Origin of the sequence: Pseudomonas sp. Y39-6 (assembly GCF_023651955.1) — a bacterium.
Lineage (GTDB): Bacteria > Pseudomonadota > Gammaproteobacteria > Pseudomonadales > Pseudomonadaceae > Aquipseudomonas > Aquipseudomonas veronii.
In genome coordinates, this window is sequence record NZ_CP069594.1 from 4820709 (window position 1) to 4841372 (window position 20664).

Annotated in this window: 15 protein-coding genes, 4 tRNA genes and 2 pseudogenes; 6 read left to right on the forward strand and 15 right to left on the reverse strand. The window is 61.5% G+C overall.

The features are described 5' to 3' along the window. The first annotated feature begins 36 nt into the window (after nucleotides 1-36). Nucleotides 37-3315 carry an EAL domain-containing protein gene (locus tag JN756_RS21870; RefSeq protein WP_201021345.1) on the forward strand — a complete coding sequence of 1093 codons (3279 nt, stop codon included), beginning with the start codon at nucleotides 37-39 and terminating at the stop codon, nucleotides 3313-3315. Nucleotides 3316-3318: 3 nt separating this feature from the next. On the opposite strand, the gene JN756_RS21875 is transcribed toward JN756_RS21870, so the two are convergent. Further along, nucleotides 3319-4599, reverse strand: a complete 1281-nt coding sequence (locus JN756_RS21875) for a hypothetical protein (RefSeq protein ID WP_057005686.1) — start codon at nucleotides 4597-4599, stop codon at nucleotides 3319-3321. A gap of 107 nt (nucleotides 4600-4706) precedes the next feature. Then, the gene (locus tag JN756_RS21880) at nucleotides 4707-5597 is read right to left on the reverse strand and encodes a hypothetical protein (protein WP_057005687.1); all 891 of its coding nucleotides are present in this window, start codon (nucleotides 5595-5597) and stop codon (nucleotides 4707-4709) included. A 284-nt stretch (nucleotides 5598-5881) separates the two neighbouring features. Between JN756_RS21880 and JN756_RS21885 the strand changes: the two genes are divergently transcribed. Next, the gene (locus JN756_RS21885) at nucleotides 5882-6304 is read left to right on the forward strand and encodes a hypothetical protein (RefSeq protein WP_177029600.1); all 423 of its coding nucleotides are present in this window, start codon (nucleotides 5882-5884) and stop codon (nucleotides 6302-6304) included. A gap of 886 nt (nucleotides 6305-7190) precedes the next feature. Here the strand turns inward: JN756_RS21885 and JN756_RS21890 are convergent. The 9 genes from JN756_RS21890 to gltX form a co-directional block, all read right to left on the reverse strand. Further along, nucleotides 7191-8156, reverse strand: a complete 966-nt coding sequence (locus tag JN756_RS21890) for a tRNA dihydrouridine synthase (RefSeq protein ID WP_017847710.1) — start codon at nucleotides 8154-8156, stop codon at nucleotides 7191-7193. A 55-nt stretch (nucleotides 8157-8211) separates the two neighbouring features. Beyond that, nucleotides 8212-8646 (reverse strand): acyl-CoA thioesterase, encoded by a 435-nt coding sequence (locus JN756_RS21895; RefSeq protein ID WP_017847711.1) that lies wholly within the window; start codon nucleotides 8644-8646, stop codon nucleotides 8212-8214. 38 nt (nucleotides 8647-8684) lie between these two features. Beyond that, on the reverse strand, nucleotides 8685-9518 hold the full coding sequence (locus tag JN756_RS21900; protein ID WP_057005688.1) for an alpha/beta hydrolase: 834 nt from the start codon (nucleotides 9516-9518) through the stop codon (nucleotides 8685-8687). Between the two features lie 14 nt (nucleotides 9519-9532). Then, nucleotides 9533-10072 (reverse strand): TetR/AcrR family transcriptional regulator, encoded by a 540-nt coding sequence (locus JN756_RS21905; RefSeq protein WP_046382629.1) that lies wholly within the window; start codon nucleotides 10070-10072, stop codon nucleotides 9533-9535. 184 nt (nucleotides 10073-10256) lie between these two features. After that, nucleotides 10257-10332 (reverse strand) — tRNA-Glu (locus tag JN756_RS21910). A gap of 78 nt (nucleotides 10333-10410) precedes the next feature. After that, nucleotides 10411-10486, reverse strand: a tRNA-Ala gene (locus JN756_RS21915). 50 nt (nucleotides 10487-10536) lie between these two features. Next, nucleotides 10537-10612 (reverse strand) — tRNA-Glu (locus JN756_RS21920). Between the two features lie 77 nt (nucleotides 10613-10689). After that, a tRNA-Ala gene (locus tag JN756_RS21925) sits at nucleotides 10690-10765 on the reverse strand. A 147-nt stretch (nucleotides 10766-10912) separates the two neighbouring features. Further along, nucleotides 10913-12394 carry a glutamate--tRNA ligase gene (gene gltX, locus JN756_RS21930; protein ID WP_017847714.1) on the reverse strand — a complete coding sequence of 494 codons (1482 nt, stop codon included), beginning with the start codon at nucleotides 12392-12394 and terminating at the stop codon, nucleotides 10913-10915. Nucleotides 12395-12590: 196 nt separating this feature from the next. On the opposite strand from gltX, the gene JN756_RS21935 reads away from it, so the two are divergent. Both JN756_RS21935 and JN756_RS21940 read left to right on the forward strand, forming a co-directional pair. Then, nucleotides 12591-13637: an HlyD family secretion protein gene (locus JN756_RS21935; protein WP_128192434.1), complete on the forward strand. Its 1047-nt coding sequence runs from the start codon at nucleotides 12591-12593 to the stop codon at nucleotides 13635-13637. Then, entirely contained in the window at nucleotides 13627-15177 is a 1551-nt protein-coding gene (locus JN756_RS21940) for an MDR family MFS transporter (protein ID WP_046382627.1), read from the forward strand. Before JN756_RS21935 ends, JN756_RS21940 begins: the two co-directional genes overlap by 11 nt. Nucleotides 15178-15297: 120 nt before the next feature. Here the strand turns inward: JN756_RS21940 and JN756_RS21945 are convergent. The 3 genes and pseudogenes from JN756_RS21945 to uvrB all read right to left on the reverse strand — a co-directional run. Beyond that, nucleotides 15298-15399: pseudogene (locus JN756_RS21945) on the reverse strand (UvrB/UvrC motif-containing protein); the annotation flags it as partial. Nucleotides 15400-15505: 106 nt separating this feature from the next. Beyond that, nucleotides 15506-15607, reverse strand: a pseudogene (locus JN756_RS21950) (UvrB/UvrC motif-containing protein); the annotation flags it as partial. A gap of 106 nt (nucleotides 15608-15713) precedes the next feature. Continuing rightward, complete coding sequence (uvrB, locus tag JN756_RS21955; RefSeq protein WP_201021346.1) at nucleotides 15714-17729, reverse strand: excinuclease ABC subunit UvrB; 2016 nt, start codon at nucleotides 17727-17729, stop codon at nucleotides 15714-15716. Between the two features lie 345 nt (nucleotides 17730-18074). Here uvrB and JN756_RS21960 point away from each other — a divergent pair, with 345 nt between their 5' ends. After that, a complete protein-coding gene (locus JN756_RS21960) occupies nucleotides 18075-19271 on the forward strand; it encodes an amino acid aminotransferase (protein WP_017847719.1) in 1197 nt (398 codons plus the stop codon). 111 nt (nucleotides 19272-19382) lie between these two features. Continuing rightward, a complete protein-coding gene (locus JN756_RS21965) occupies nucleotides 19383-19592 on the forward strand; it encodes a hypothetical protein (RefSeq protein WP_017847720.1) in 210 nt (69 codons plus the stop codon). Nucleotides 19593-19698: 106 nt separating this feature from the next. Here JN756_RS21965 and ptrR read toward each other — a convergent pair whose 3' ends face one another. Then, nucleotides 19699-20571, reverse strand: a complete 873-nt coding sequence (ptrR, locus tag JN756_RS21970) for a putrescine utilization regulator PtrR (protein WP_046382626.1) — start codon at nucleotides 20569-20571, stop codon at nucleotides 19699-19701. Nucleotides 20572-20664: the final 93 nt, after the last annotated feature.

The window sequence follows — 20664 nt, forward strand, 5'->3', positions numbered from 1 at the left end:
CGCGCCGAACGCCCATCGAGCCAAGGCTTTTTGATAATGCGCAATCCCATCGACCCTATGCCACCCCTGCCCCGCATTTACGCCCTGGACCCTGAAGAGGCGGAACAAAGCTGGGACAGCGCCCCGCAACTGCTGGCAGCGCTTAACGCTGCACGGCTGGGTGCATGGTGCTGGGAAATCGATACCGGGCGTATCAGTTGGTCGCGGGGCACCCAGGCGCTGTTCGGCTTCGACCCGCGCCAACCGTTGCCCAAGGATCTGGAGTACCTGGACCTGCTCGCGCCGCAAGACCGCGCCCGGGTGATACGCGCGTTTCACGCGGTGCTGGCCGGCGAGCCGTTCGAGCAGGCCATGCACCACCACATCCAGTGGCCGGATGGCAGCCAGCACTGGCTGGAAATCAACGGCAGCCTGGCGCCGGACAAAACCGGCCGGCGCCGCATGATCGGCGTGATCCGCGAGACCACCCGCCAGCGCGAGCGGGAACACGCCCTCAGCCACTCCGAAAAGCGCTTCGCCACGCTGTTTCACCTGTGCCCGAACATGGTCCTGCTCACCCGCCAGTCCGACGGCTTGATCAGCGAAGCCAACCAGTATTTCCAGATCCTCTTCGGCTGGCCGGTCGCCGACGCCATCGGTCGCACCACCCTGGACCTCGGCCTGTGGCTCCACCCTGAACAGCGTGCGCAGTTGGTCAGGGCCACCCAGCGCAAGGGCGAACCCATCACCATGGAAGTGCAATTCTGTGCCAGCAACGGGCAGATCCACGATGGCACGCTCTGCGCGCAGAAGGTCGAGCTGGACGGCGAGGCCTACCTGATCAGCACCTTTCTCGACACCACCGAGCGCAAAAACGCCGAGCAAGCCTTGAAAGACAGCCAGGAGCGCCTGGACCTGGCCCTGGACTCCGCGCAATTGGGCACCTGGGACTGGCACATTCCCACCGGCATGCTCTACGGCTCGGCCCGCGCCGCCCAACTGCACGGCCTGCCGGCGGAAGCGTTCCATGAATCGTTCGAGGCGTTTTTCGAGGGCATGCCCAAGGAAGAGCGCGAGAGTATGCGCAACGCCTATCGCACCCTGCGCGAAGGCCCGGCCGGCAACTATCAGCTGACTTACCGTGTACAACTGGAAGACGGCAGCCCGCGCTACCTGGAAAGCCGCGCACGCCTGTACCGCGACGAAAAAGGCGCGCCACTGCGCATGGCCGGCACCCTGCTGGACATCACCGACCAGGTCGAGCGCGAACAACGCCTGAGCGCCTCCGAAGAAAAATTCGCCAGCCTGTTCCAGGCCAGCCCCGACCCGATCTGCGTCACCCGCCTGGACAACGGCGAGTTCATCGAGATCAACCCCGCGTTCACCCAGACCTTTGGCTGGACGGCCGCCGAAGTGATCAACATGAGCGCCGAACAGATCGGCCTGTGGGACGAGTCGAGCCAGCGCCTGCAACGCATCGAACAGGTGATTCGCGACCAGGCGCTGAACAACGTGGCCATCATCGCGCACCACAAAAGCGGCCAGGCCCTGACCTGCGTGATTTCCAGCCGGATGATCAAGGTCGGCGACCAGCCGTGCATCGTCACCACCCTGCGCGACATTACCCAGCAGCAACGCTCCGAGGCCGCGCTGAAGGCCAGCGAAGAAAAATTCGCCAAAGCCTTCCATTCCAGCCCCGACGCGATTTCCATCACCGAACACGACACCGGCCGCTATGTGGAGGTGAACGACGGGTTCTGCCGCTTGACCGGTTTTCGTGCCGAAGACGTCATCGGCCTGACGCTGTACCAGGTCGGCATCTGGGCCGATGAAAACCAGCGCGCGGTGCTGCTGGCCGAACTGCAACTCAAAGGCCGTATCCGCCATTTGGAAATGCTCTGGCACAACAAGCGCGGCGATGTGCTTGCGGTGGAGGTTTCAGTCGAGCCGATCACCCTCAACGAAACCCCTTGCCTGTTGCTGACCGCGCGGGATGTGAGCCTGTTGAAAAACGCCCAGGCGCAGATCCGCCACCTGGCCTACCACGACCCGCTGACCAACCTGCCCAACCGCGCACTGCTGATGGACCGCCTGAGCCAGCAGATCGCCCTGCTCAAGCGCCATAACCTGCGCGGTGCATTGCTGTTTCTCGACCTCGACCACTTCAAGCACATCAATGATTCCCTCGGTCACCCGGTGGGCGACACCGTGCTGAAAATCGTCACCGCGCGCCTCGAAGCCAGCGTGCGTATGGAAGATACCGTGGCGCGCCTGGGCGGCGATGAGTTCGTGGTGCTGCTCAGCGGCCTGGATGGCACGCGCACCGAAGTCAGCGCCCAGGTTCAGGAACTGGCCGACACCCTGCGTGAATTGCTCTCCGAACCGATGTTCCTCGACGGCCAACGCCTGCAAGTCACGCCGAGCATCGGTGTGGCGCTGATCCCCGATCATGGCTCGACCCCGGCCGACCTGCTCAAACGTGCCGACATCGCGCTGTACCGCGCCAAGGATTCGGGGCGCAACGCCACGCAGATGTTCCACAACAGCATGCAGAAAACCGCCAGCGAACGCCTGCGCATGGAAACCGACCTGCGCCTGGCCCTGTCACGCGGCGAATTCAGCGTGCATTACCAACCCCAGGTGGACGCGCGCGGCAATAAGATCGTCGGCGCCGAGGCCCTGGTGCGCTGGCAGCATCCGCAACTGGGCGCGCAGGCGCCGTCCGAATTCATCAAGGTGCTGGAAGACAGCGGCCTGATCCTCGAAGTCGGTACCTGGATACTCGACGAAGCGTGCGCCGCCTTCGAGCAATTGATCAAAGAAGGCAAGGTGGACCCGCTGAATTTCAGCCTGTGCGTGAACATCAGCCCCCGGCAGTTCCGCCAGAACGACTTTGTCGAACGCGTCGAGCACAGCCTCAAGCGGCATTCACTGCCTTACTGCCTGCTGAAACTGGAAATCACTGAAGGCATCGTGATCCAGAACCTGGATGACACCATCAGCAAAATGCGTCGCCTGAAAAAACTCGGTGTGAGTTTTGCGATGGACGACTTCGGCACCGGTTACTCATCGCTCACCTACCTCAAGCGCTTGCCGGTGGATGCGCTGAAGATCGACCAGTCATTCGTGCGCGATGCCACCCACGACCCCAACGACGCCGAAATCATCCGCGCCATTGTGGCCATGGCGCGCAGCTTGAACCTGGAAGTGATCGCCGAAGGCGTCGAAACCCCGGAGCAACTGGCGTTCCTGCAAAAGCTGGGCTGCCACTTGTTCCAGGGCTATTTGCACAGCCGGCCCTTACCGATAGAAGGGTTCAGGCTCTTGCTGGATTGAGGCTCAGACCAGCTTCAGGGCCCGGAACCCCGAACTCATCCAGCGCGATGAGGCCAGGTCCTGCTTTTTTCCATAGAAATCCAGCGCCCCATCGATCACCGCCACCGAATGCCAGTTGTCTGCCAGGGTGCCGATCGCCCCGTTGGCCAACTCTGCGACCGTGCTTTCACGCACGTAGCCAAACAACCCCAGGCGGCGCAGCGCTTCGCCAGGGTACTCGCCATCGTTGAGGGTTTGCAGAGCCGTCGTGTAACTCTGGCGGGCACGAAAATCGTTGTTCTCGATCTGCGCGCGCTTGGCACTGACTGCGTACAAAAAGTGCGCGGCATTCAGCAACTGTCGATTATTGCCATGAAAGTTCGACTCGGCGGCAGCCTGGCGCACTTCCTCGTGGGTCAGTTGCAACCGGAAGGCATCTCGCATGACCACGTCAAACCCCGTCGGCGTGATTTGAACCTGCTTATAGATCGCCCTCGGGTCTTGCCCGAACCGGATCATCGCCGCCTTGATCGCCGAGACCGTGACGCAATTGCCTTCGACCCCCTGGTAAAACCCGCTCCAGATGTCCGCGGGCCGGACGCTCGCGACCACAGGGGCGGCGCCGCGATTGCTCGGCGGCGGCAGTTGATCATCGAACAAGACATACCCATAGCCCCGATCAGCCGTTCGTGGTGTCCCGCCATCATGCCTGACCCCCTCGCGCACCAGCGCCGACCCGCGGTTATGGGTCTCCAGCACCCCTACCGCGCCCTTGCCCGCCATATCGCTCACCGGGACGAACTGCGACAGGCCGAACACCCCCATGCCTTGCAGACAACGCTGGGTGGTCTCGCCCTCGAGCGTCTTCGCCAAGGCGGCTTCGAACGTGGCATAGCCCCCGGTCAGTTGCTTGCGTTTGACAAAGGCGGCAAACATGAAATTGGCATCCTTTACCACGCCGCTGTCCGCCCCCGTGAAGCGGGAAGCCTGCGACGCCTGCTGCAACTCCTGGCGGGACAGGTGCAGCTTGAATTCATCCTTCATCGTGACGTCGTACCCATCGCCCGAGGGTAGCAACTCGTTAAACATCGCGGCTGGACGCTGACCGAACGTCATCATCATCAACTTGATCACCGCCGCGTGGCTGCTGCAATCAAAACTCTCGCCGAAGCGCCGCTCGCTCGTGTGGAATGCCGAAGCGATATCAGCCGGCCTTTCACCTGCGGGTTTCACCGGAAATACGGGAGAAGCCCCGCGCTGCTGGGCCGTTTCGATCATCGAACGGCTAGCTGTGGAGATATACATGCACTGGGTTCCTGACGCTTGTAAAAAATAAGCAGCCGAACGGGCAGCCAGGTTTGGGCTGACTGCCCCGTTCGCAGCCCTTCAATTCAACGGATTCACCAATAGGGCTATGGCACCAGAGCTATGGCATCGCCGTGCGTGGGCGCTTTTCCCTGTCGCCCCCATAGCTCTTCGCGACCGTTGATGACCGCCACCGAATGCCGGGCCCGATTGCACATGCCCAACTGCCCCTTGGCGAGCTCACGCACGGGGACCCTCTTCATGTGCTTGCTCAGCCCCAGCCGCTTCAACCCCTCCCCCGGCCCTCGCTCATCCTCGCCATCATTCAGGCTGCGGATCGCCGCACCGAAACTGCGTGCCGCCCTGCCATCGTTGTTTTCGTCCTGGGCACGCTTGGCGCTGATCGCGAAAAGAAATTGCGCGTCTTTGAGCATCTCTTTGTCAGCCCCGACAAATTTTGCCCCACGCGCACCTTCGGCGAGCTCCCGGTCCGTCAGGTTGACAGTTACGTCATCGCGCATGACCACGTGATAACCACGCTCGGTTTTTTTCACCTCCTTGAAAATATCCGTAGGGCTTTGGCCAAACTGGTACATCGCCGCCTTGATGGCCGATACCGTCACGCAGTTGCCATCCGGCCCTTGGCGAAAGCCGCTCCAGATATTGTCGGGCTTCGCGCCGTTGCGCTTCTTCGAAAGGCCCGCGATCATCGCCGCAGGCTCGGGTTTTGGCGGCGCAGGCGCAGGCACCACAGGCGTAGTGACCTCCGGCCGCGATGGGGATATTCCCGGCAGCGGCTTCTCTTTGTTATCAGAGACCAAGTTAATCAGCTGAGTCAAAAACGAAGTAAACAGCGTCATTAACTTATCGAGCGGCTCTGAATTATTCGCCACGCCATGAGTGTTTTCCCGCACGTGCTCCAGTACCCCCTGGCTCGCCGGAGACGGCACACTCAAGAAACCGCTTAATTGCGCAAACTGTTCATTTTTTGCTTTCATGGAATCGACAGGAAGTACCTGACGAACATCCACAACACGCGCAATATTATTAATTGAACAACATGACATACGGGCCTCCACTTGCAGGCACTTCCCGGAACATCAGCCCCAAAGAAGTGCACATCCAGTTCAATACGTATAAAGGAAGTTGCTGACGTCAGGCTCTGAATGCAGGCCGGCGGCTGGTCCGCCAGTCGCGCATATCAGATTGAGGTTCAGCCGGGCCGGGACTGGTTATATCCGGGGTAGGCGTATCTGGTTGTGGCTGTGGCTGTGGTTGTGGCGTGATCGCCGGTACTTCCGGGGTGGCCGGTCGCGGCTTGACCTCAAGCGCATGCACACCCGGCTTGGGTGCCGGCATGACCTCCGGCGTAGGTGTGTGCTTGTGCGTAGGCGTGGGCGTAGGCGTGGGCGTGTGCGTAGGCATGGGCGTAGGCATGGGCGTAGGCGTGTGCGTGTGCGTAGGCATGGGCATAGGCGTAGGCATGGGCGTAGGCGCAGGCGTGTGCGTGTGCGTAGGCATGGGCATGGGCGTAGGCGTGTGCGTAGGCGTAGGCATGGGCGTAGGCGTGTGCGTGTGCGTAGGCGTGTGCACAGGCACCACTTCAACCTTGCGAGCGGCTTCCGGCATCGGCATGACGCGAGGTAAAACCGCTGCCGCATTCGGTTTCGTTTCGCCGCTCAGCGCCTTCGTATCGGGGCAATGACAATGACCGACGTTAACGTTCACTTGCACCTGATTGTCGGCATCCTTGATCACGGAGGCAGCGGATTGATGCATGTGGGGTGACACCGGAAGAGCCGGCTGGCCTCGCCGATCAGCCGTCAATGCGAGGTGTCCAGGCTTCTCCGGCAGCTTGCTCGCATCCACTGGAATGGCGGGCGTTTTATCCGCCCCAGGCAACATGCCGGACACCATGTTCCTCCCCGAAAACATCTCACGCACGGTTTTGACAACCTGCTCCAGCATGTCAAGCAAGCGTGCAAGCCCGCCTGTCTCGATTGTCATGTTGCTGTTCGAAACCTTGAAAGGGTCATGAGGCACGCCAGGGTGAGCCACAGTCGTATTGGCCCCCAATGTGCCGGTTTGCGTGAAGGTTTTCGACATGGATGGCGACAACCGCTCCATGGATGTTGTATCGCCGTTGAACAAAGGTGAATGATTAATCGATAGCGACATCAGTAAGTTCCTTATTGGCACGGCCCGGCTCGGTTAATCAGCGGGGCAGGCGAGAGTTTTTTATCGACTGGAAACAACCCTTGCTGCTTCACAGTCGATACTTTCGTGGAATACGAGGCTATCGAGTTCCAGAAATCGCGACTCATATAAGGAAACCAAATCAAACTTTCGGACTTTTCCCCCTGTTAATTTTTAAAAGACCGCAAACCAAGTAGCCTTAGCCAGATCCGACTGGACACACACGCTAATAAACCACCCTCGGGGCAACTTACCGACACAACCCCAAAACCTGCACGGCATCCGGCTGTGTTATTTCGCCCCGACTTCCTCGCGCAAAAACGCAAAATGCCCCGCATCTTTCGATACGGGGCATTTTCCTCAAACAAACGAGCGGCGCATTCAAGCGCAACGGGTCACCCCTCAGACGCGGCAGGATGGGCCATCCCCAACAACCGGCTCACCTGCTCCAAATCCGTCTCCCGACGCATGGCGGTGAACAGCTCGACGGCCTCCGGGTAATTGCGCGTCAGCATCGCCAACCACTGCTTCAGCCGCCCGGGCGCCTGGCGTTCGGTCAGTTGGGCCACCGACTGGGTCCAGAAATCCTGGAGCATCGGCTGCATCTGCGCCCAGGTCATTGCCACGACGTCTTCGCCGGCGCGTGCCGCCGCGATCTGCCGCGCAAGATCCGGACGCGCAACCAGCCCGCGACCCAGCATGATGTCTTCGGCGCCGCTGACTTCGCGGCAACGCTTCCAGTCTTCGACGCTCCAGATATCGCCATTGGCGAACACTGGCACCTTGACCACATCCTGCACGCGTGGAATCCACTCCCAGTGAGCCGGCGGTTTGTAGCCATCGGTCTTGGTCCGCGCATGCACGACGATATGCGCCGCGCCGCCCTCGGCCAGCGCCGTCGCGCATACCAGCGCGCCATCCGGGCTGTCGAAGCCCAGGCGCATCTTGGCGGTCACCGGGATATGCGCCGGCACTGCGCGACGCACATGCTCGACGATGCGGTTGAGCAGCTCCGGCTCCTTGAGCAGCACCGCGCCGCCACGGGACTTGTTGACGGTCTTGGCCGGGCAGCCGAAATTCAGGTCGATCACCTCGGAGCCCAACTCGCAGGCCAGGGCCGCGTTCTCTGCCAGGCACACCGGGTCGGAACCGAGCAACTGCACACGCAGCGGCACGCCAGCGGCGGTGTGGGCACCGTGCAGCAGTTCGGGGGCGAGCTTGTGGAAATAGGCCGGGGTAAGCAGGCGGTCGTTGACACGGATGAACTCGGTCACGCACCAGTCAATACCGCCCACGCGGGTCAACACGTCCCGCAGGATGTTGTCGACCAACCCCTCCATGGGCGCCAAAGCAATTTGCATGGAAAACACTCAACAAAAATCGTGGCGCAGTTTACTGGGTTTCCCGCCGCGACCGTTAACCCCCTGTCAGGGCGGCGCCGTAGCCGTCGAGAAACTCCGCCGGCATGCGCTTGGGCTTGCCGCTGGACAGTTCGATGCAGACAAAGGTGGTTTGTGCGCGCAGCAGGGTCGCGCCGTCGCGAGGGCGTACCAGCTGGAAACGCCGGGTCATTTTCAGGCGCTGGTCCCAGTCGACGATCCAGGTCGCCAGTTGCAGCTCGTCGCCTTCATAGGCCGCCGCCAGGTAGTCGATCTCATGGCGCACCACGGCCATGGCGCGGTCCAGTCGCCGGTACTCGGTGAGGTCCAGCCCCAGGCGCTGGGAATGGCGCCAGGCGCAACGCTCCAGCCAGGACACGTACACCGCGTTATTGGCGTGCCCCAGGCCGTCGATGTCCTCGGCGACGACCTGCAGATCGATGATAAACGGCGTTGCCAAATCCCAGCCCATGCCTTGCTCCTGTCGATTGATGTCGGCAGGGCAGTGTATCAGGCAGTTTGGCGCGCCTGTAAACAGCTGCCCGCCAGCAGCGCCAGCACCGCCTCGACCACCCGCGGATCGGCCAGCACGCGCTGGTGCCCGCCCTGCTCCAGGCGCAACAGGCGACTGTCGAACCAGGCGTCGTGGATAACCTGGGAAGCGCTGACCGGCACGAAGGTATCGTCTTCGGCATGCACGATCAGGCCGGGGAGGTCCATCTGGTAATGGGCCACGTCCAAGTGCTTGAGCGGCATGCCCAGGGTCAGCTCGACTTCCTGGATAAACGCTGAGCGCGCCCGCGACGGCAAACCGACCATCCCGGCAAACCCGCCGAGCACATCAAGGAAGCGCGACGGCGCGGCAATGCTCACCAGCGCTTCGGTACGCAGCCCCAATTGCACCGCCAGCATCGCACTGGCGCCGCCCATGGAGTGGCCGACCACCGCATGCAACGGCGGCAGCTCGGCCGCCGCTTCAAGCATCGCGCGGGCAAACAGCAGTACGTGGGCTTCACGCCCCGGCGAACGGCCATGGGCCGGGCCATCGAGGGCGAATACCGAATAGCCGTTCTGCACCAGCGCAGTGATCAGGCTGGCGAACTGGGTGGGCCGGCCTTCCCAACCGTGCATCAGCAGCACCGCCGGGCCCTGGCCCCAGCGCAACGCCGACAGGCCGAAACGCAAGGTGACGCGCTCTGCGTGCGCCAGCAGCGGCAACTCCCAATCCCGCGGCGGCAGATCCCGCGGGGTCATGAAGACCCGCCGCATGCTGTTGGCCACCGTGTGCGGCGCCAGGCGCCCCAAGGTGCCGTTGACGCCACGAATCCAGGTCAATGCGCCCATTTTTATAACCCCTCTTAACGTATGGCCGACTTGGCGGCACGCAACACACGATCGGACAATTCACCCGGCCCCAGGGCACGCGCCAATGCCAGCCCACCGACCATCAAGGCCATGTCCGCCAGGGCCTTGTCAGTGTCTTCCGGGCTGGCGGCCAGTTGTGCGGCCATCAGTTCCACATGTTCGTTGAGGACATCGCGAAAGGCGTCCGGCAGGCGGCCCATCTCACCCACGGTTGCCGGAATCGGGCAAGCCTTGGCCGTGGAGTCGCGGTGCTTGCGCGACAGGTAGAACGCCGCAACCAGGGCACGACGCTCTTCGCCGGTGAGTTGGGCATCCATGTCGTCGATCGATGCACGGCGCTGGGCCAGCAATTGGCTGAAGGCTTCCAGCATCAGCGCATCCTTGCTTTCAAAGTGCGCGTAGAAGCCGCCGACAGTCAGCCCCGCCGCCCCCATGACCTCGCCAACGCTCGGCTCGGCCGGGCCACGCTGGACCAACGCGGCACTGGCGGCTTGCAGGATACGTTCGCGGGTTTGCGCTTTTTTATCGCTCATCGTGTGCCTCCGACTCTCATGGGTTAAATATTATAACCATAATAATATTTCGCAAGCGAGCGGCACGACCATTGGTCAGAAGCCCGGAGGGGCAAGGGAAGGGAGAATTGGCCAAACGCCAGACAAACAAAAGGGCCATTCAATAATTGAATGACCCTTAAAAATCCCGCAGAGCGGGTAATCGTGGCGTCCCCTAGGGGACTCGAACCCCTGTTACCGCCGTGAAAGGGCGGTGTCCTAGGCCACTAGACGAAGGGGACACAAACCTTCTATACAACTGATCAGGCTGAGACTGATCGATCCAAGGGCGGCGTGGCCAAAACCTTGAACCTGTAAATTGGTGGAGCTAAACGGGATCGAACCGTTGACCTCTTGCATGCCATGCAAGCGCTCTCCCAGCTGAGCTATAGCCCCGGATTTTTCGCCTCGCGGCGCAGCAGGCCTTGCGAACTGCTTGTTGAAACTGGCGTCCCCTAGGGGACTCGAACCCCTGTTACCGCCGTGAAAGGGCGGTGTCCTAGGCCACTAGACGAAGGGGACAAAACCTTCTGTACAACCTGATCAAGCTAGGCCTGATCGATTCAAGGACGGTGTGGCCAGACCTTGAACCTGTAAATTGGTGGAGCTAAACGGGATCGAACCGTTGACCTCTTGCATGCCATGCAAGCGCTCTCCCAGCTGAGCTATAGCCCCTCATCGGTGAGGACGGGGCGAATCTTAATGGCGCTTTGGGAACGTGTCAAATTTATTTTCAACAATTTCCAAAATTTTTTGCCGGGATAACAATCACTTACCAACCAAACCCCGAAAAACCGGGGTTTGGCCGCCACAAGTGCTGACTCAGGCGATCGCGCCCAGCAGCTTCTCCCACTCTTTGTTTTCTTTCTTCGACACACCACCAAGCAAATCAAGGGCTTGGCGCAGACGGAAACGCGTAAGGTCCGGGCCGAGAATTTCCATCGCGTCGAGTACCGACACCGAACTGGCCTGCCCGGTGATCGCGGCAAACATCAACGGCATGGCATCGCGCAATTTCAGCTCGAGGGATTCGACCACGGCCTGGATCGTCGCGGTGATGGCGTCCTTCTCCCACTGGCGCAGGCTTTCGAGCTTCCACAGGATCAGTTGCATCAACTGGCGCACCTGATCGGCGGAGAGTTTCTTCGACTCAAACAGTTTGACGTCCGGGTTCACGCCACCGGCGAAGAAGAAACTGGCCAACGGTGCGACCTGGCTGAACGTCTCCACCCTGCCCTGCACCAGCGGCGCGATCTTCATCATGTACTCGGGGTTCAACGCCCACTGCTGCACGCGGCTGGCGAACTCTTCCACCGGCAGGTCACGCAGCCACTGGCCATTGAGCCACGACAGCTTCTCGATATCGAAGATCGGTCCGCCCAGCGACACGCGGGACAGGTCGAAGTTATCGACCATTTCCTGCAGCGAGAACTTCTCGCGCTCGTCCGGCATCGACCAACCCATGCGGCCCAGGTAGTTGAGCATCGCTTCGGGCATGAAGCCCATGCGCTCGTAGAAGGTCACCGAGGTCGGGTTCTTGCGCTTGGACAGCTTGCTCTTGTCCGGGTTGCGCAGCAGCGGCATGTAGCACAGCTGCGGTTGTTCCCAGCCGAAGTACTCGTAGAGCAGGATCAGCTTCGGCGCCGAGGGCAGCCATTCTTCCCCGCGCAGCACATGGGTGATGCCCATCAGGTGGTCATCGACCACGTTGGCCAGGAAGTACGTCGGCAGGCCGTCGGTCTTCATCAGCACTTGCATGTCCATGCGGTCCCACGGGATCTCGACGTCGCCGCGCAACATGTCCGGCACCACGCACACGCCTTCGCTCGGCACCTTCATGCGGATCACATGGGGCTCGCCGGCCGCCAGGCGCGCGGCCACTTCTTCTTTCGACAGCAGCAGCGCACGGCCGTCGTAGCGCGGGGTTTCGCCACGGGCCTGTTGTTCGGCGCGCATCTGGTCCAGTTCTTCGGCAGTGCAGAAGCAGGGGAACGCATGCCCCATGTCGACCAACTGCTGGGTGTACTGCTTGTAGATGTCGCTGCGCTCGCTCTGGCGATACGGGCCGTGCGGGCCGCCGACGTCCGGGCCTTCCGACCAGGTGATGCCCAACCAGCGCAGGGCATCGAAAATCTGCTGTTCGGACTCGCGGGTCGAACGCAGTTGATCGGTGTCTTCGATCCGCAGGATGAATTCACCGCCGTGCTGCTTGGCAAAGCAGTAGTTGAACAAGGCGATGTAGGCAGTGCCGACGTGGGGGTCCCCGGTAGGCGATGGCGCGATGCGCGTGCGGACGGTGGTCATGGCTGGTCTCGAATGGGCGATATAACTGAAATTGAAACAAGGGGCGAATGGTAACAGCCATGGGCACTTAGGCTCCAGCGTCCTCCGTACCGAGCATGGCATATAGGCCAAGTTTGAGCCTGGAGACTCGCCATAGCTATTTGCCAGCTGGCTGGCTGGTTATATTCCATTACCTCTTGTTACAGACTCCGCGCCCATGCCTGCCCCACTGAAACGCCGCCTGCTTATCTTCGTATTGATCGTGAGCCTGATCGCCCTGGGTTTCTTCGCCCATTGGTTCCTCAGGGGCCGCTTCTACGAAAGCACCGACAACGCCTACGTGCAGGGTGAGATCACCCGTGTCTCCAGCCAGCTCGGCGCGCGGATTGTCGAGGTGCTGGTGGGCGACAACGAACACGTGCAACAAGGCCAGTTGCTGGTGAGGCTTGAAGACGACGACTTCCACCTCGCCGTGGACCGCGCCAACGCCGCCCTCGCCATGCGCGAAGCCGAGCGCACCCAGGCGCAGAGCAAGTTGACCCAGCAAGCCAGCCTGATCGCCGCCGGCGAAGCCAAAGTCGCGTCCAGCCAGGCCAGCCTGGGCCGCTCGCAGATCGACCTGTCCCGCGCCCAAACCCTGCGCAAACCCGGCTACGTCTCGGAAGAACGGGTGACCACCCTCTCCGCCGACAACCATATCGCCCGCTCCCAAGTGGTCATGGCCCAGGCCGACCTGCAGGGGCAGCGCCAGCAGGTCAACGCGCTGAATGCCGAGATCAAGCGCCTCGACGCGCTGATCGCCAACGCCAGAACCGACCTGGCCCAGGCCGAGCTGAACCTGACCCGCAGCGAAATCCACGCGCCCATCAGCGGCCTGGTCGGCCAACGCGCCGCGCGCAACGGCCAATACGTACAGGCCGGTGCCTACCTGCTGTCGATCGTCCCCGACCAGGACATCTGGATTCAGGCCAACTTCAAGGAAACCCAGATCGGCCACATGCAGCCTGGGCAAAAGGCCGAGCTGACGTTCGATGCTTACGGCGATACGCCGATCGAGGCGCGGGTCGACAGCCTGTTCGCGGCCTCCGGGGCGCAGTTCAGCCTATTGCCGCCGGACAATGCCACCGGCAACTTCACCAAAGTCGTTCAACGGATTCCGGTGAAACTTACGTTTGCTGCGGATAACCCGCTGAAGGGCAAGATCCGCCCCGGCATGTCCGTCACCGTCAAAGTGAACATCAAAGATCAGCCTGATGGCCGGTGATCAACTGCTGCGCCCGGTCGGCGAACCGACCCGGCGCGACTGGATCGCGGTGATGAGCGTGATGCTCGGCGCCTTCATGGCGGTGCTCGACATCCAGATCACCAACTCGTCCCTCAAGGACATCCAGGGCGCACTGTCGGCCACCCTGGAAGAAGGCTCGTGGATTTCCACCTCCTACCTTGTGGCCGAAATCATCATGATCCCCCTCACCGCCTGGCTGGTGCAGTTGCTCTCGGCACGGCGCCTGGCGGTGTGGGTATCGGTGGGGTTCCTGATCGCCTCGCTGATGTGCTCCATGGCCTGGAGCCTGGAAAGCATGATCGTGTTCCGCGCCCTGCAGGGGTTTACCGGCGGCGCGCTGATCCCGCTGGCGTTCACCCTGACCCTGATCAAGCTGCCCGAGCACCACCGCGCCAAAGGCATGGCGATGTTTGCCATGACCGCCACCTTCGCGCCGTCCATCGGCCCGACCATCGGCGGCTGGCTCACGGAAAACTGGGGCTGGGAATACATCTTCTACATCAACGTGCCGCCCGGGCTGCTGATGATCGCCGGGCTGCTCTACGGCCTGGAAAAAAAGGCGCCCCACTGGGAGTTGCTCAAAAGCACCGACTACGCCGGCATCGTCAGCCTCGCCATCGGCTTGGGCTGTTTGCAGGTGTTTCTGGAAGAAGGCCACCGCAAGGACTGGCTCGAATCGAACCTGATCGTCAGCCTGGGCAGCATCGCCCTGCTGAGCCTGATCACCTTCGTGATTGTGCAGCTGTCCAAACCCAACCCGCTGATCAACCTTGGCATCCTGGCCAATCGCAACTTCGGCCTGTCGAGTATTTCCAGCCTGGGGATGGGTGTCGGCTTGTATGGCTCGATCTATCTGTTGCCGTTGTACCTGGCGCAGATCCAGAACTACAACGCGCTGCAGATCGGCGAAGTGATCATGTGGATGGGCATTCCGCAGCTGTTCCTGATCCCGCTGGTGCCCAAGCTGATGAAATACGTGTCGCCCAAATGGCTGTGCGCCGTAGGCTTCGGGCTGTTCGGCCTGGCGAGTTTTTCCTCGGGGGTACTCAACCCGGACTTTGCCGGCAGCCAGTTCAACCAGATCCAGATCATCCGCGCCCTCGGGCAGCCGTTGATCATGGTGACCATCTCGCTGATCGCCACGGCCTACATCCTGCCGCAGGACGCCGGGTCGGCTTCCAGCCTGTTCAACATCCTGCGCAACCTCGGCGGCGCCATCGGTATCGCACTGCTGGCGACCTTGCTGGATGCGCGCACCAAGACCTATTTCGATTATTTACGCGAAGCGATCGTGCCGACCAACCCGCAGGTGGCGGAGCGGCTGGCAACGCTGACGGAACAGTTCGGCAACCCGACGGCGGCGCTGGGCAAACTCAGTGAGATTACGCACCAGCAGGCGCAGATCATGGCCTACAACGATGCGTTTCACTGCGTGGGGTTCGCGTTGGGGGTAAGCATGCTCGCGATCTTGTTGACCAAGACGTTGCCGGCGGGGCTTAAGGCTGGGGGGAGTCATTGAGACCGTGTCGCGCCTATCGGGAGCAAGCTCCCTCCCACATTTGATCGGGTTCCAACGTTGAAATGCAGTCAAATGTGGGAGGGGGCTTGCCCCCGATGAGGCCAGTACCGCCACCACCGATCAAACCGCCAACAGGCGCTCACGTAACTTGCCGATTTCATCGCGGGTTTGCGCCGCCGCTTCGAACTCCAGATCCCGCGCCAGCTGGTACATTTTCTCGCCTATCGGGAGCAAGCTCCCTCCCACATTTGACGGCATTTCAAAGTTGGAACCCGGTCAAATGTGGGAGGGGGCTTGCCCCCGATGAGGCCAGTACCGCCACTACCAATCAAACCGCCAACAGGCGCTCACGCAACTTGCCGATTTCATCGCGGGTTTGCGCCGCCGCTTCGAACTCCAGATCCCGCGCCAGTTGGTACATTTTCTCGCCTATCGGGAGCAAGCTCCCTCCCACATTTGATCGGGTTCCAACGTTGAAATGCGGTCAAATGTGGGAGGGGGCTTGCCCCCGATGAGGCCAGTACCGCCACCACCGATCAAACCGCCAACAGGCGCTCACGCAACTTGCCGATTTCATCGCGGGTTTGCGCCGCCGCTTCGAACTCCAGATCCCGCGCCAGCTGGTACATTTTCTCTTCCAACTGGCGGATACGCTTGGCGATCTCGCTCGGCGAGCGCAGTTCGTTTTCGTACTTGGCGCTTTCCTCGGCGGCCTTGGCCATGCCTTTGCGCTTCTTGCTGCGCGAGCCGGGCACGGTGGCGCCTTCCATGATATCGGCGACGTCCTTGAACACGCCTTTGGGCGTGATGCCGTTCGCCAGGTTGAAGGCGATCTGCTTGTCGCGACGGCGCTCGGTCTCGCCAATCGCCCGCTCCATGGAGCCGGTGATGCGGTCGGCGTAGAGAATCGCCCGGCCATTGAGGTTACGCGCCGCACGGCCGATGGTCTGGATCAGCGAACGCTCGGAGCGCAGGAAGCCCTCCTTGTCCGCGTCCAGAATCGCCACCAGCGACACTTCCGGCATGTCCAGGCCTTCGCGCAGCAGGTTGATCCCCACCAGCACATCGAAGGTGCCCAGGCGCAGGTCGCGGATGATCTCCACGCGCTCCACGGTGTCGATGTCCGAGTGCAGGTAGCGCACGCGCACGCCGTGGTCGGCCAGGTAGTCGGTCAAGTCTTCGGACATGCGCTTGGTCAGCGTGGTGACCAGCACCCGCTCTTCCAGGGCCACGCGCTTGCTGATTTCCGAGAGCAGGTCGTCGACCTGGGTCAACGCCGGGCGGATTTCGATCTGCGGGTCGACCAGGCCGGTCGGGCGCACCAGTTGCTCGATCACGCGCCCCGCATGCTCAGCCTCATAATTGCCGGGCGTCGCCGAGACGAAGATGGTCTGCGGGCTGATGCGTTCCCATTCGTCGAAGCGCATCGGCCGGTTGTCCAGCGCCGACGGCAGGCGAAAGCCGTATTCCACCAGGGTTTCCTTGTGCGAACGGTCGCCCTTATACATTGCGCCGACTTGCGGCACGCTGACGTGGGATTCGTCGATCACCAGCAGCGCGTCGTCCGGCAGGTAGTCGTAGAGCGTCGGCGGCGGCGCTCCGGATTCACGGCCCGAGAGGTAGCGCGAGTAGTTTTCGATGCCGTTGCAGTAACCCAGTTCCAGGATCATCTCCAGGTCGAAACGGGTGCGTTGTTCCAGGCGCTGGGCTTCCACCAGCTTGTTGTTGGCGCGCAGGTATTCCAGGCGCTCGGCCAGCTCGACCTTGATGCCCTCGACGGCGCCCATCAGGGTTTCGCGCGGCGTGACGTAGTGGCTTTTGGGGTAGAAGGTGAAACGCGGCAGTTTGCGGATCACTTCGCCGGTCAACGGGTCGAACGCCGACAGGCTCTCGACTTCATCGTCGAACAGCTCGATGCGGATCGCTTCCAGGTCGGACTCCGCCGGGTAGATGTCGATCACATCGCCGCGCACGCGGAAGGTGGCGCGGGCGAAGTCCATGTCGTTGCGCGTGTATTGCAAGCTCGTCAGCCGACGCAGCAGTTCGCGCTGGTCGAGTTTGTCGCCACGGTCGACGTGCAGCACCATCTTCAGATAGGTTTCCGGGCTGCCGAGACCGTAGATGCACGACACCGTGGTGACGATGATCGCGTCCTTGCGCTCCAGCAGCGCCTTGGTCGCTGACAGACGCATCTGCTCGATGTGGTCGTTGATCGATGCGTCCTTCTCGATAAAGGTATCGGAGGACGGCACATAGGCTTCGGGCTGGTAATAGTCGTAGTAGGAAACGAAGTACTCCACCGCGTTGTTCGGGAAGAACGCCTTGAACTCGCCATACAACTGCGCGGCCAGGGTTTTGTTCGGTGCCAGTACCAGGGTCGGGCGGTTGATCTGCGCGATCACGTTGGCGATGCTGAACGTCTTGCCCGAACCGGTCACCCCGAGCAGCGTCTGGTGCGACAGGCCCGCTTCGATGCCTTCGACCATCTGGCGAATCGCTTCGGGTTGATCGCCGGCGGGTTCAAAGCGGGTGACGAGCTGGAAATCCGACATAACGTACCTCTTTCAAGTCACCCCCGGCTGCACTCCACCAAGGACGAAAAAAGCTCAGCGACCCGCGAATTTTCATCGCAGGTTGCAGGAAAAAACCATGATAGCTGTAGAAGTGGTGACGAATGTGCCGGGTTTCAAGGCAATCGTCCGACCTGCCGTCTACGCTCAAGGTTGGATTAAGACTGACGGTCGGTAAATAAACCGAAAAACTTGGCCGAAAAGCCGTTTCGGTTGTCGCCCTTGACCGTGATGGCCTCTATACTAGCTCCCCGTTTGTGCACCGCTCTAGTGCATTCGGCTGGAGCGCGACACGTCCCTCCTTTCCCCCAAAGAGCTGCCGCAAAAATGAGCCTGTTCTCCGCTGTCGAAATGGCACCACGCGATCCAATCCTGGGCCTCAACGAAGCATTCAACGCCGATACACGAACCACCAAGGTCAACCTTGGCGTGGGCGTTTACTGCAACGAGGAGGGGAAGATTCCACTCTTGCGTGCCGTTGCCGAAGCGGAAGCCATTCGCGTGGCGCAACACGCCGCCCGTGGCTACCTGCCGATCGACGGGATCGTGGCCTACGACCAGGCTGTGCAAAAGCTGCTGTTTGGCGCTGACTCGCCGCTGCTGAGCGCTGGCCGTGTGATTACCGCACAAGCGGTCGGCGGCACCGGCGCGCTGAAGATCGGTGCAGACTTCCTCAAGCAACTGCTGCCCAATGCCGTGGTTGCCATCAGCGACCCAAGCTGGGAAAACCACCAGGCGCTGTTCGAAAAAGCCGGCTTCCCGGTGCAGACCTACCGCTACTACGACGCCGCCACCCACGACGTGAACCGTGCTGGCCTGCTCGCCGACCTCAACGCCCTGCCGCCGCAATCGATCGTGGTGCTGCACGCCTGCTGCCATAACCCGACCGGCGTCGACCTGAGCCCGGCCGACTGGCAACAAGTTCTGGACGTGGTCAAGGCGAAAAACCTGGTGCCGTTCCTCGACATGGCCTACCAGGGTTTTGGTGATGGCATTTACGAAGACGCCGCCGCGGTGCGCCTGTTCGCGGAATCGGGCCTGACGTTCTTTGTATCGAGCTCGTTCTCCAAGTCGTTCTCCCTGTACGGCGAACGCGTGGGCGCGCTGTCGATCGTCAGCGAATCCAAGGAAGAAAGCGCGCGCATCCTGTCCCAGGTCAAGCGTGTGATCCGCACCAACTACTCCAACCCGCCGACCCACGGCGCGGCGGTCGTGGCCGCAGTGCTGAACAACCCTGAGCTGCGCGCCCAGTGGGAAGCCGAGCTGGCGGAGATGCGCCTGCGCATCCGTGGCATGCGCGAGCAGATGGTCGCCGAACTGGCCAAGGCTGCGCCGGGCCACGACTTCAGCTTCGTCGGTCGCCAGCGTGGGATGTTCTCCTACTCCGGCCTCACCGTTGAGCAAGTCACCCGTCTGCGCACCGAGTTTGGCATCTACGCGCTGGACACCGGACGTATCTGTGTGGCCGCGCTGAACCAATCGAACATTGGTGCGGTAACGAAGGCGATTGTTCAGGTTCTATAAACCTGGCGGCGCTGAACGAAGGGAAGCTACGGCTTCCCTTTTTAATGCCTGTCAGAAAACGCCCTGCTCCCCTAGACTGAACCCCGACTGCCCCTTTGCTGTGAGAGCCCTATGAGAAACGACGACCTGGACCTGCGTGCCGACCGCGACGAACTGGACCACTTCACCCCGCGCGCGCCGCAAGCCAAGCGCCAGAAAAGCCTGGTCTTGCAAGTGGCCCTCGGCGTATTCCTCGGCGGGTTGGCCCTGTGGCTCGTGCAATTGGGTGCGACAGCGATAATGGCCAAATTGGCGATGGGTACCCTGCAATTCGGCGGCTGATGATGATTGAAAGGTGGGAGGGGCCTTGCTCCCGATCGCGGGGTATCAGTGATGGGTGTATTGGCTGACCCAGCGCTTTCGCGGGCAAGCCCCCTCCTACATTGGTTTATGGGGTTGCCAGGACGCGTTCCTCCAGTAACCTTACGAAGCTGTTCAGGCTCTGCGACACCGTGCCTCGGCGCCAGATCAACCAAGTGTGCAAGACGCGGAAACTGTCCGTCAGCGGCCACACACTCACCGTGGTAAACCCCGGCATGCTTTCCAACATGCTGCGCGGCATCAGCGCTAGGCCGGCCCCGGCGCTGACGCAGGCAAGCATGCCGTGGTAGGACTCCATCTCGAAAATCCGCCCCGGCACCGCGCCGTCCTGTGCGAACCAGCGCTCGAAGTGGTGGCGGTACGAACAGTTGGAGCGAAAGGTATAGATGCTTTCCCCGTTCACATCCTGCCCGCGGGTGATCGGCGCGTGATGCAGCGGTGCAATCACCACCATCTCCTCCTCGAACACCGCCAGGCCCTCCAGGGTGGCATGCAACACCGGCCCATCGACGAATGCCGCCGCCAGACGCCCCGACAACACGCCTTCGATCATCGTGCCTGAGGGCCCGGTACTCAGGTCCAGCTCGACCTTGGCGTGCTTCTGGTTATATGCCGCCAGCAGTGCGGGAATACGCACCGCTGCGGTGCTTTCCAGCGAACCGAGGGCAAACGCGCCCTGGGGCTCCTCCCCCGCCACCGTCGCACGGGCTTCCTGTACCAGGTCGAGAATACGCCGCGCATAGCCGAGGAAATTCCACCCGGCCGGTGACAGACGCAGGCGGCTCTTCTCGCGGATAAACAGCGCCACGCCAAGATCCTGCTCCAGTTGCTTGATGCGTGTGGTCAGGTTGGACGGCACCCGATGAATCAACTGCGCGGCGGCGCTGATGCTGCCTTGCTCGGCAACGGCCTTGAAGATTTCCAGCTGCACCAAGTCCAAATCATTCTCCAATCGTGAACGTATTGCTTAATATTATTCACTTTCCAGAAAAGATATAGCCCCTTACGCTGATTCCAATCCAAACCTTCAGCA

Bases quoted from the DNA above. Each gene is read 5' to 3' on its own strand.
- JN756_RS21935 (WP_128192434.1), top strand. From the start codon at position 12,591: ATGCCTGCCCCACTGAAACGCCGCCTGCTTATCTTCGTATTGATCGTG.
- JN756_RS21875 (WP_057005686.1), bottom strand. From the start codon at position 4,599: ATGTATATCTCCACAGCTAGCCGTTCGATGATCGAAACGGCCCAGCAG.
- JN756_RS21905 (WP_046382629.1), bottom strand. From the start codon at position 10,072: ATGAGCGATAAAAAAGCGCAAACCCGCGAACGTATCCTGCAAGCCGCC.
- JN756_RS21960 (WP_017847719.1), top strand. From the start codon at position 18,075: ATGAGCCTGTTCTCCGCTGTCGAAATGGCACCACGCGATCCAATCCTG.
- JN756_RS21880 (WP_057005687.1), bottom strand. From the start codon at position 5,597: ATGAAAGCAAAAAATGAACAGTTTGCGCAATTAAGCGGTTTCTTGAGT.
- JN756_RS21965 (WP_017847720.1), top strand. From the start codon at position 19,383: ATGAGAAACGACGACCTGGACCTGCGTGCCGACCGCGACGAACTGGAC.
- JN756_RS21900 (WP_057005688.1), bottom strand. From the start codon at position 9,518: ATGGGCGCATTGACCTGGATTCGTGGCGTCAACGGCACCTTGGGGCGC.
- gltX (WP_017847714.1), bottom strand. From the start codon at position 12,394: ATGACCACCGTCCGCACGCGCATCGCGCCATCGCCTACCGGGGACCCC.
- JN756_RS21895 (WP_017847711.1), bottom strand. From the start codon at position 8,646: ATGGGCTGGGATTTGGCAACGCCGTTTATCATCGATCTGCAGGTCGTC.
- JN756_RS21940 (WP_046382627.1), top strand. From the start codon at position 13,627: ATGGCCGGTGATCAACTGCTGCGCCCGGTCGGCGAACCGACCCGGCGC.
- uvrB (WP_201021346.1), bottom strand. From the start codon at position 17,729: ATGTCGGATTTCCAGCTCGTCACCCGCTTTGAACCCGCCGGCGATCAA.
- JN756_RS21870 (WP_201021345.1), top strand. From the start codon at position 37: ATGCGCAATCCCATCGACCCTATGCCACCCCTGCCCCGCATTTACGCC.
- JN756_RS21890 (WP_017847710.1), bottom strand. From the start codon at position 8,156: ATGCAAATTGCTTTGGCGCCCATGGAGGGGTTGGTCGACAACATCCTG.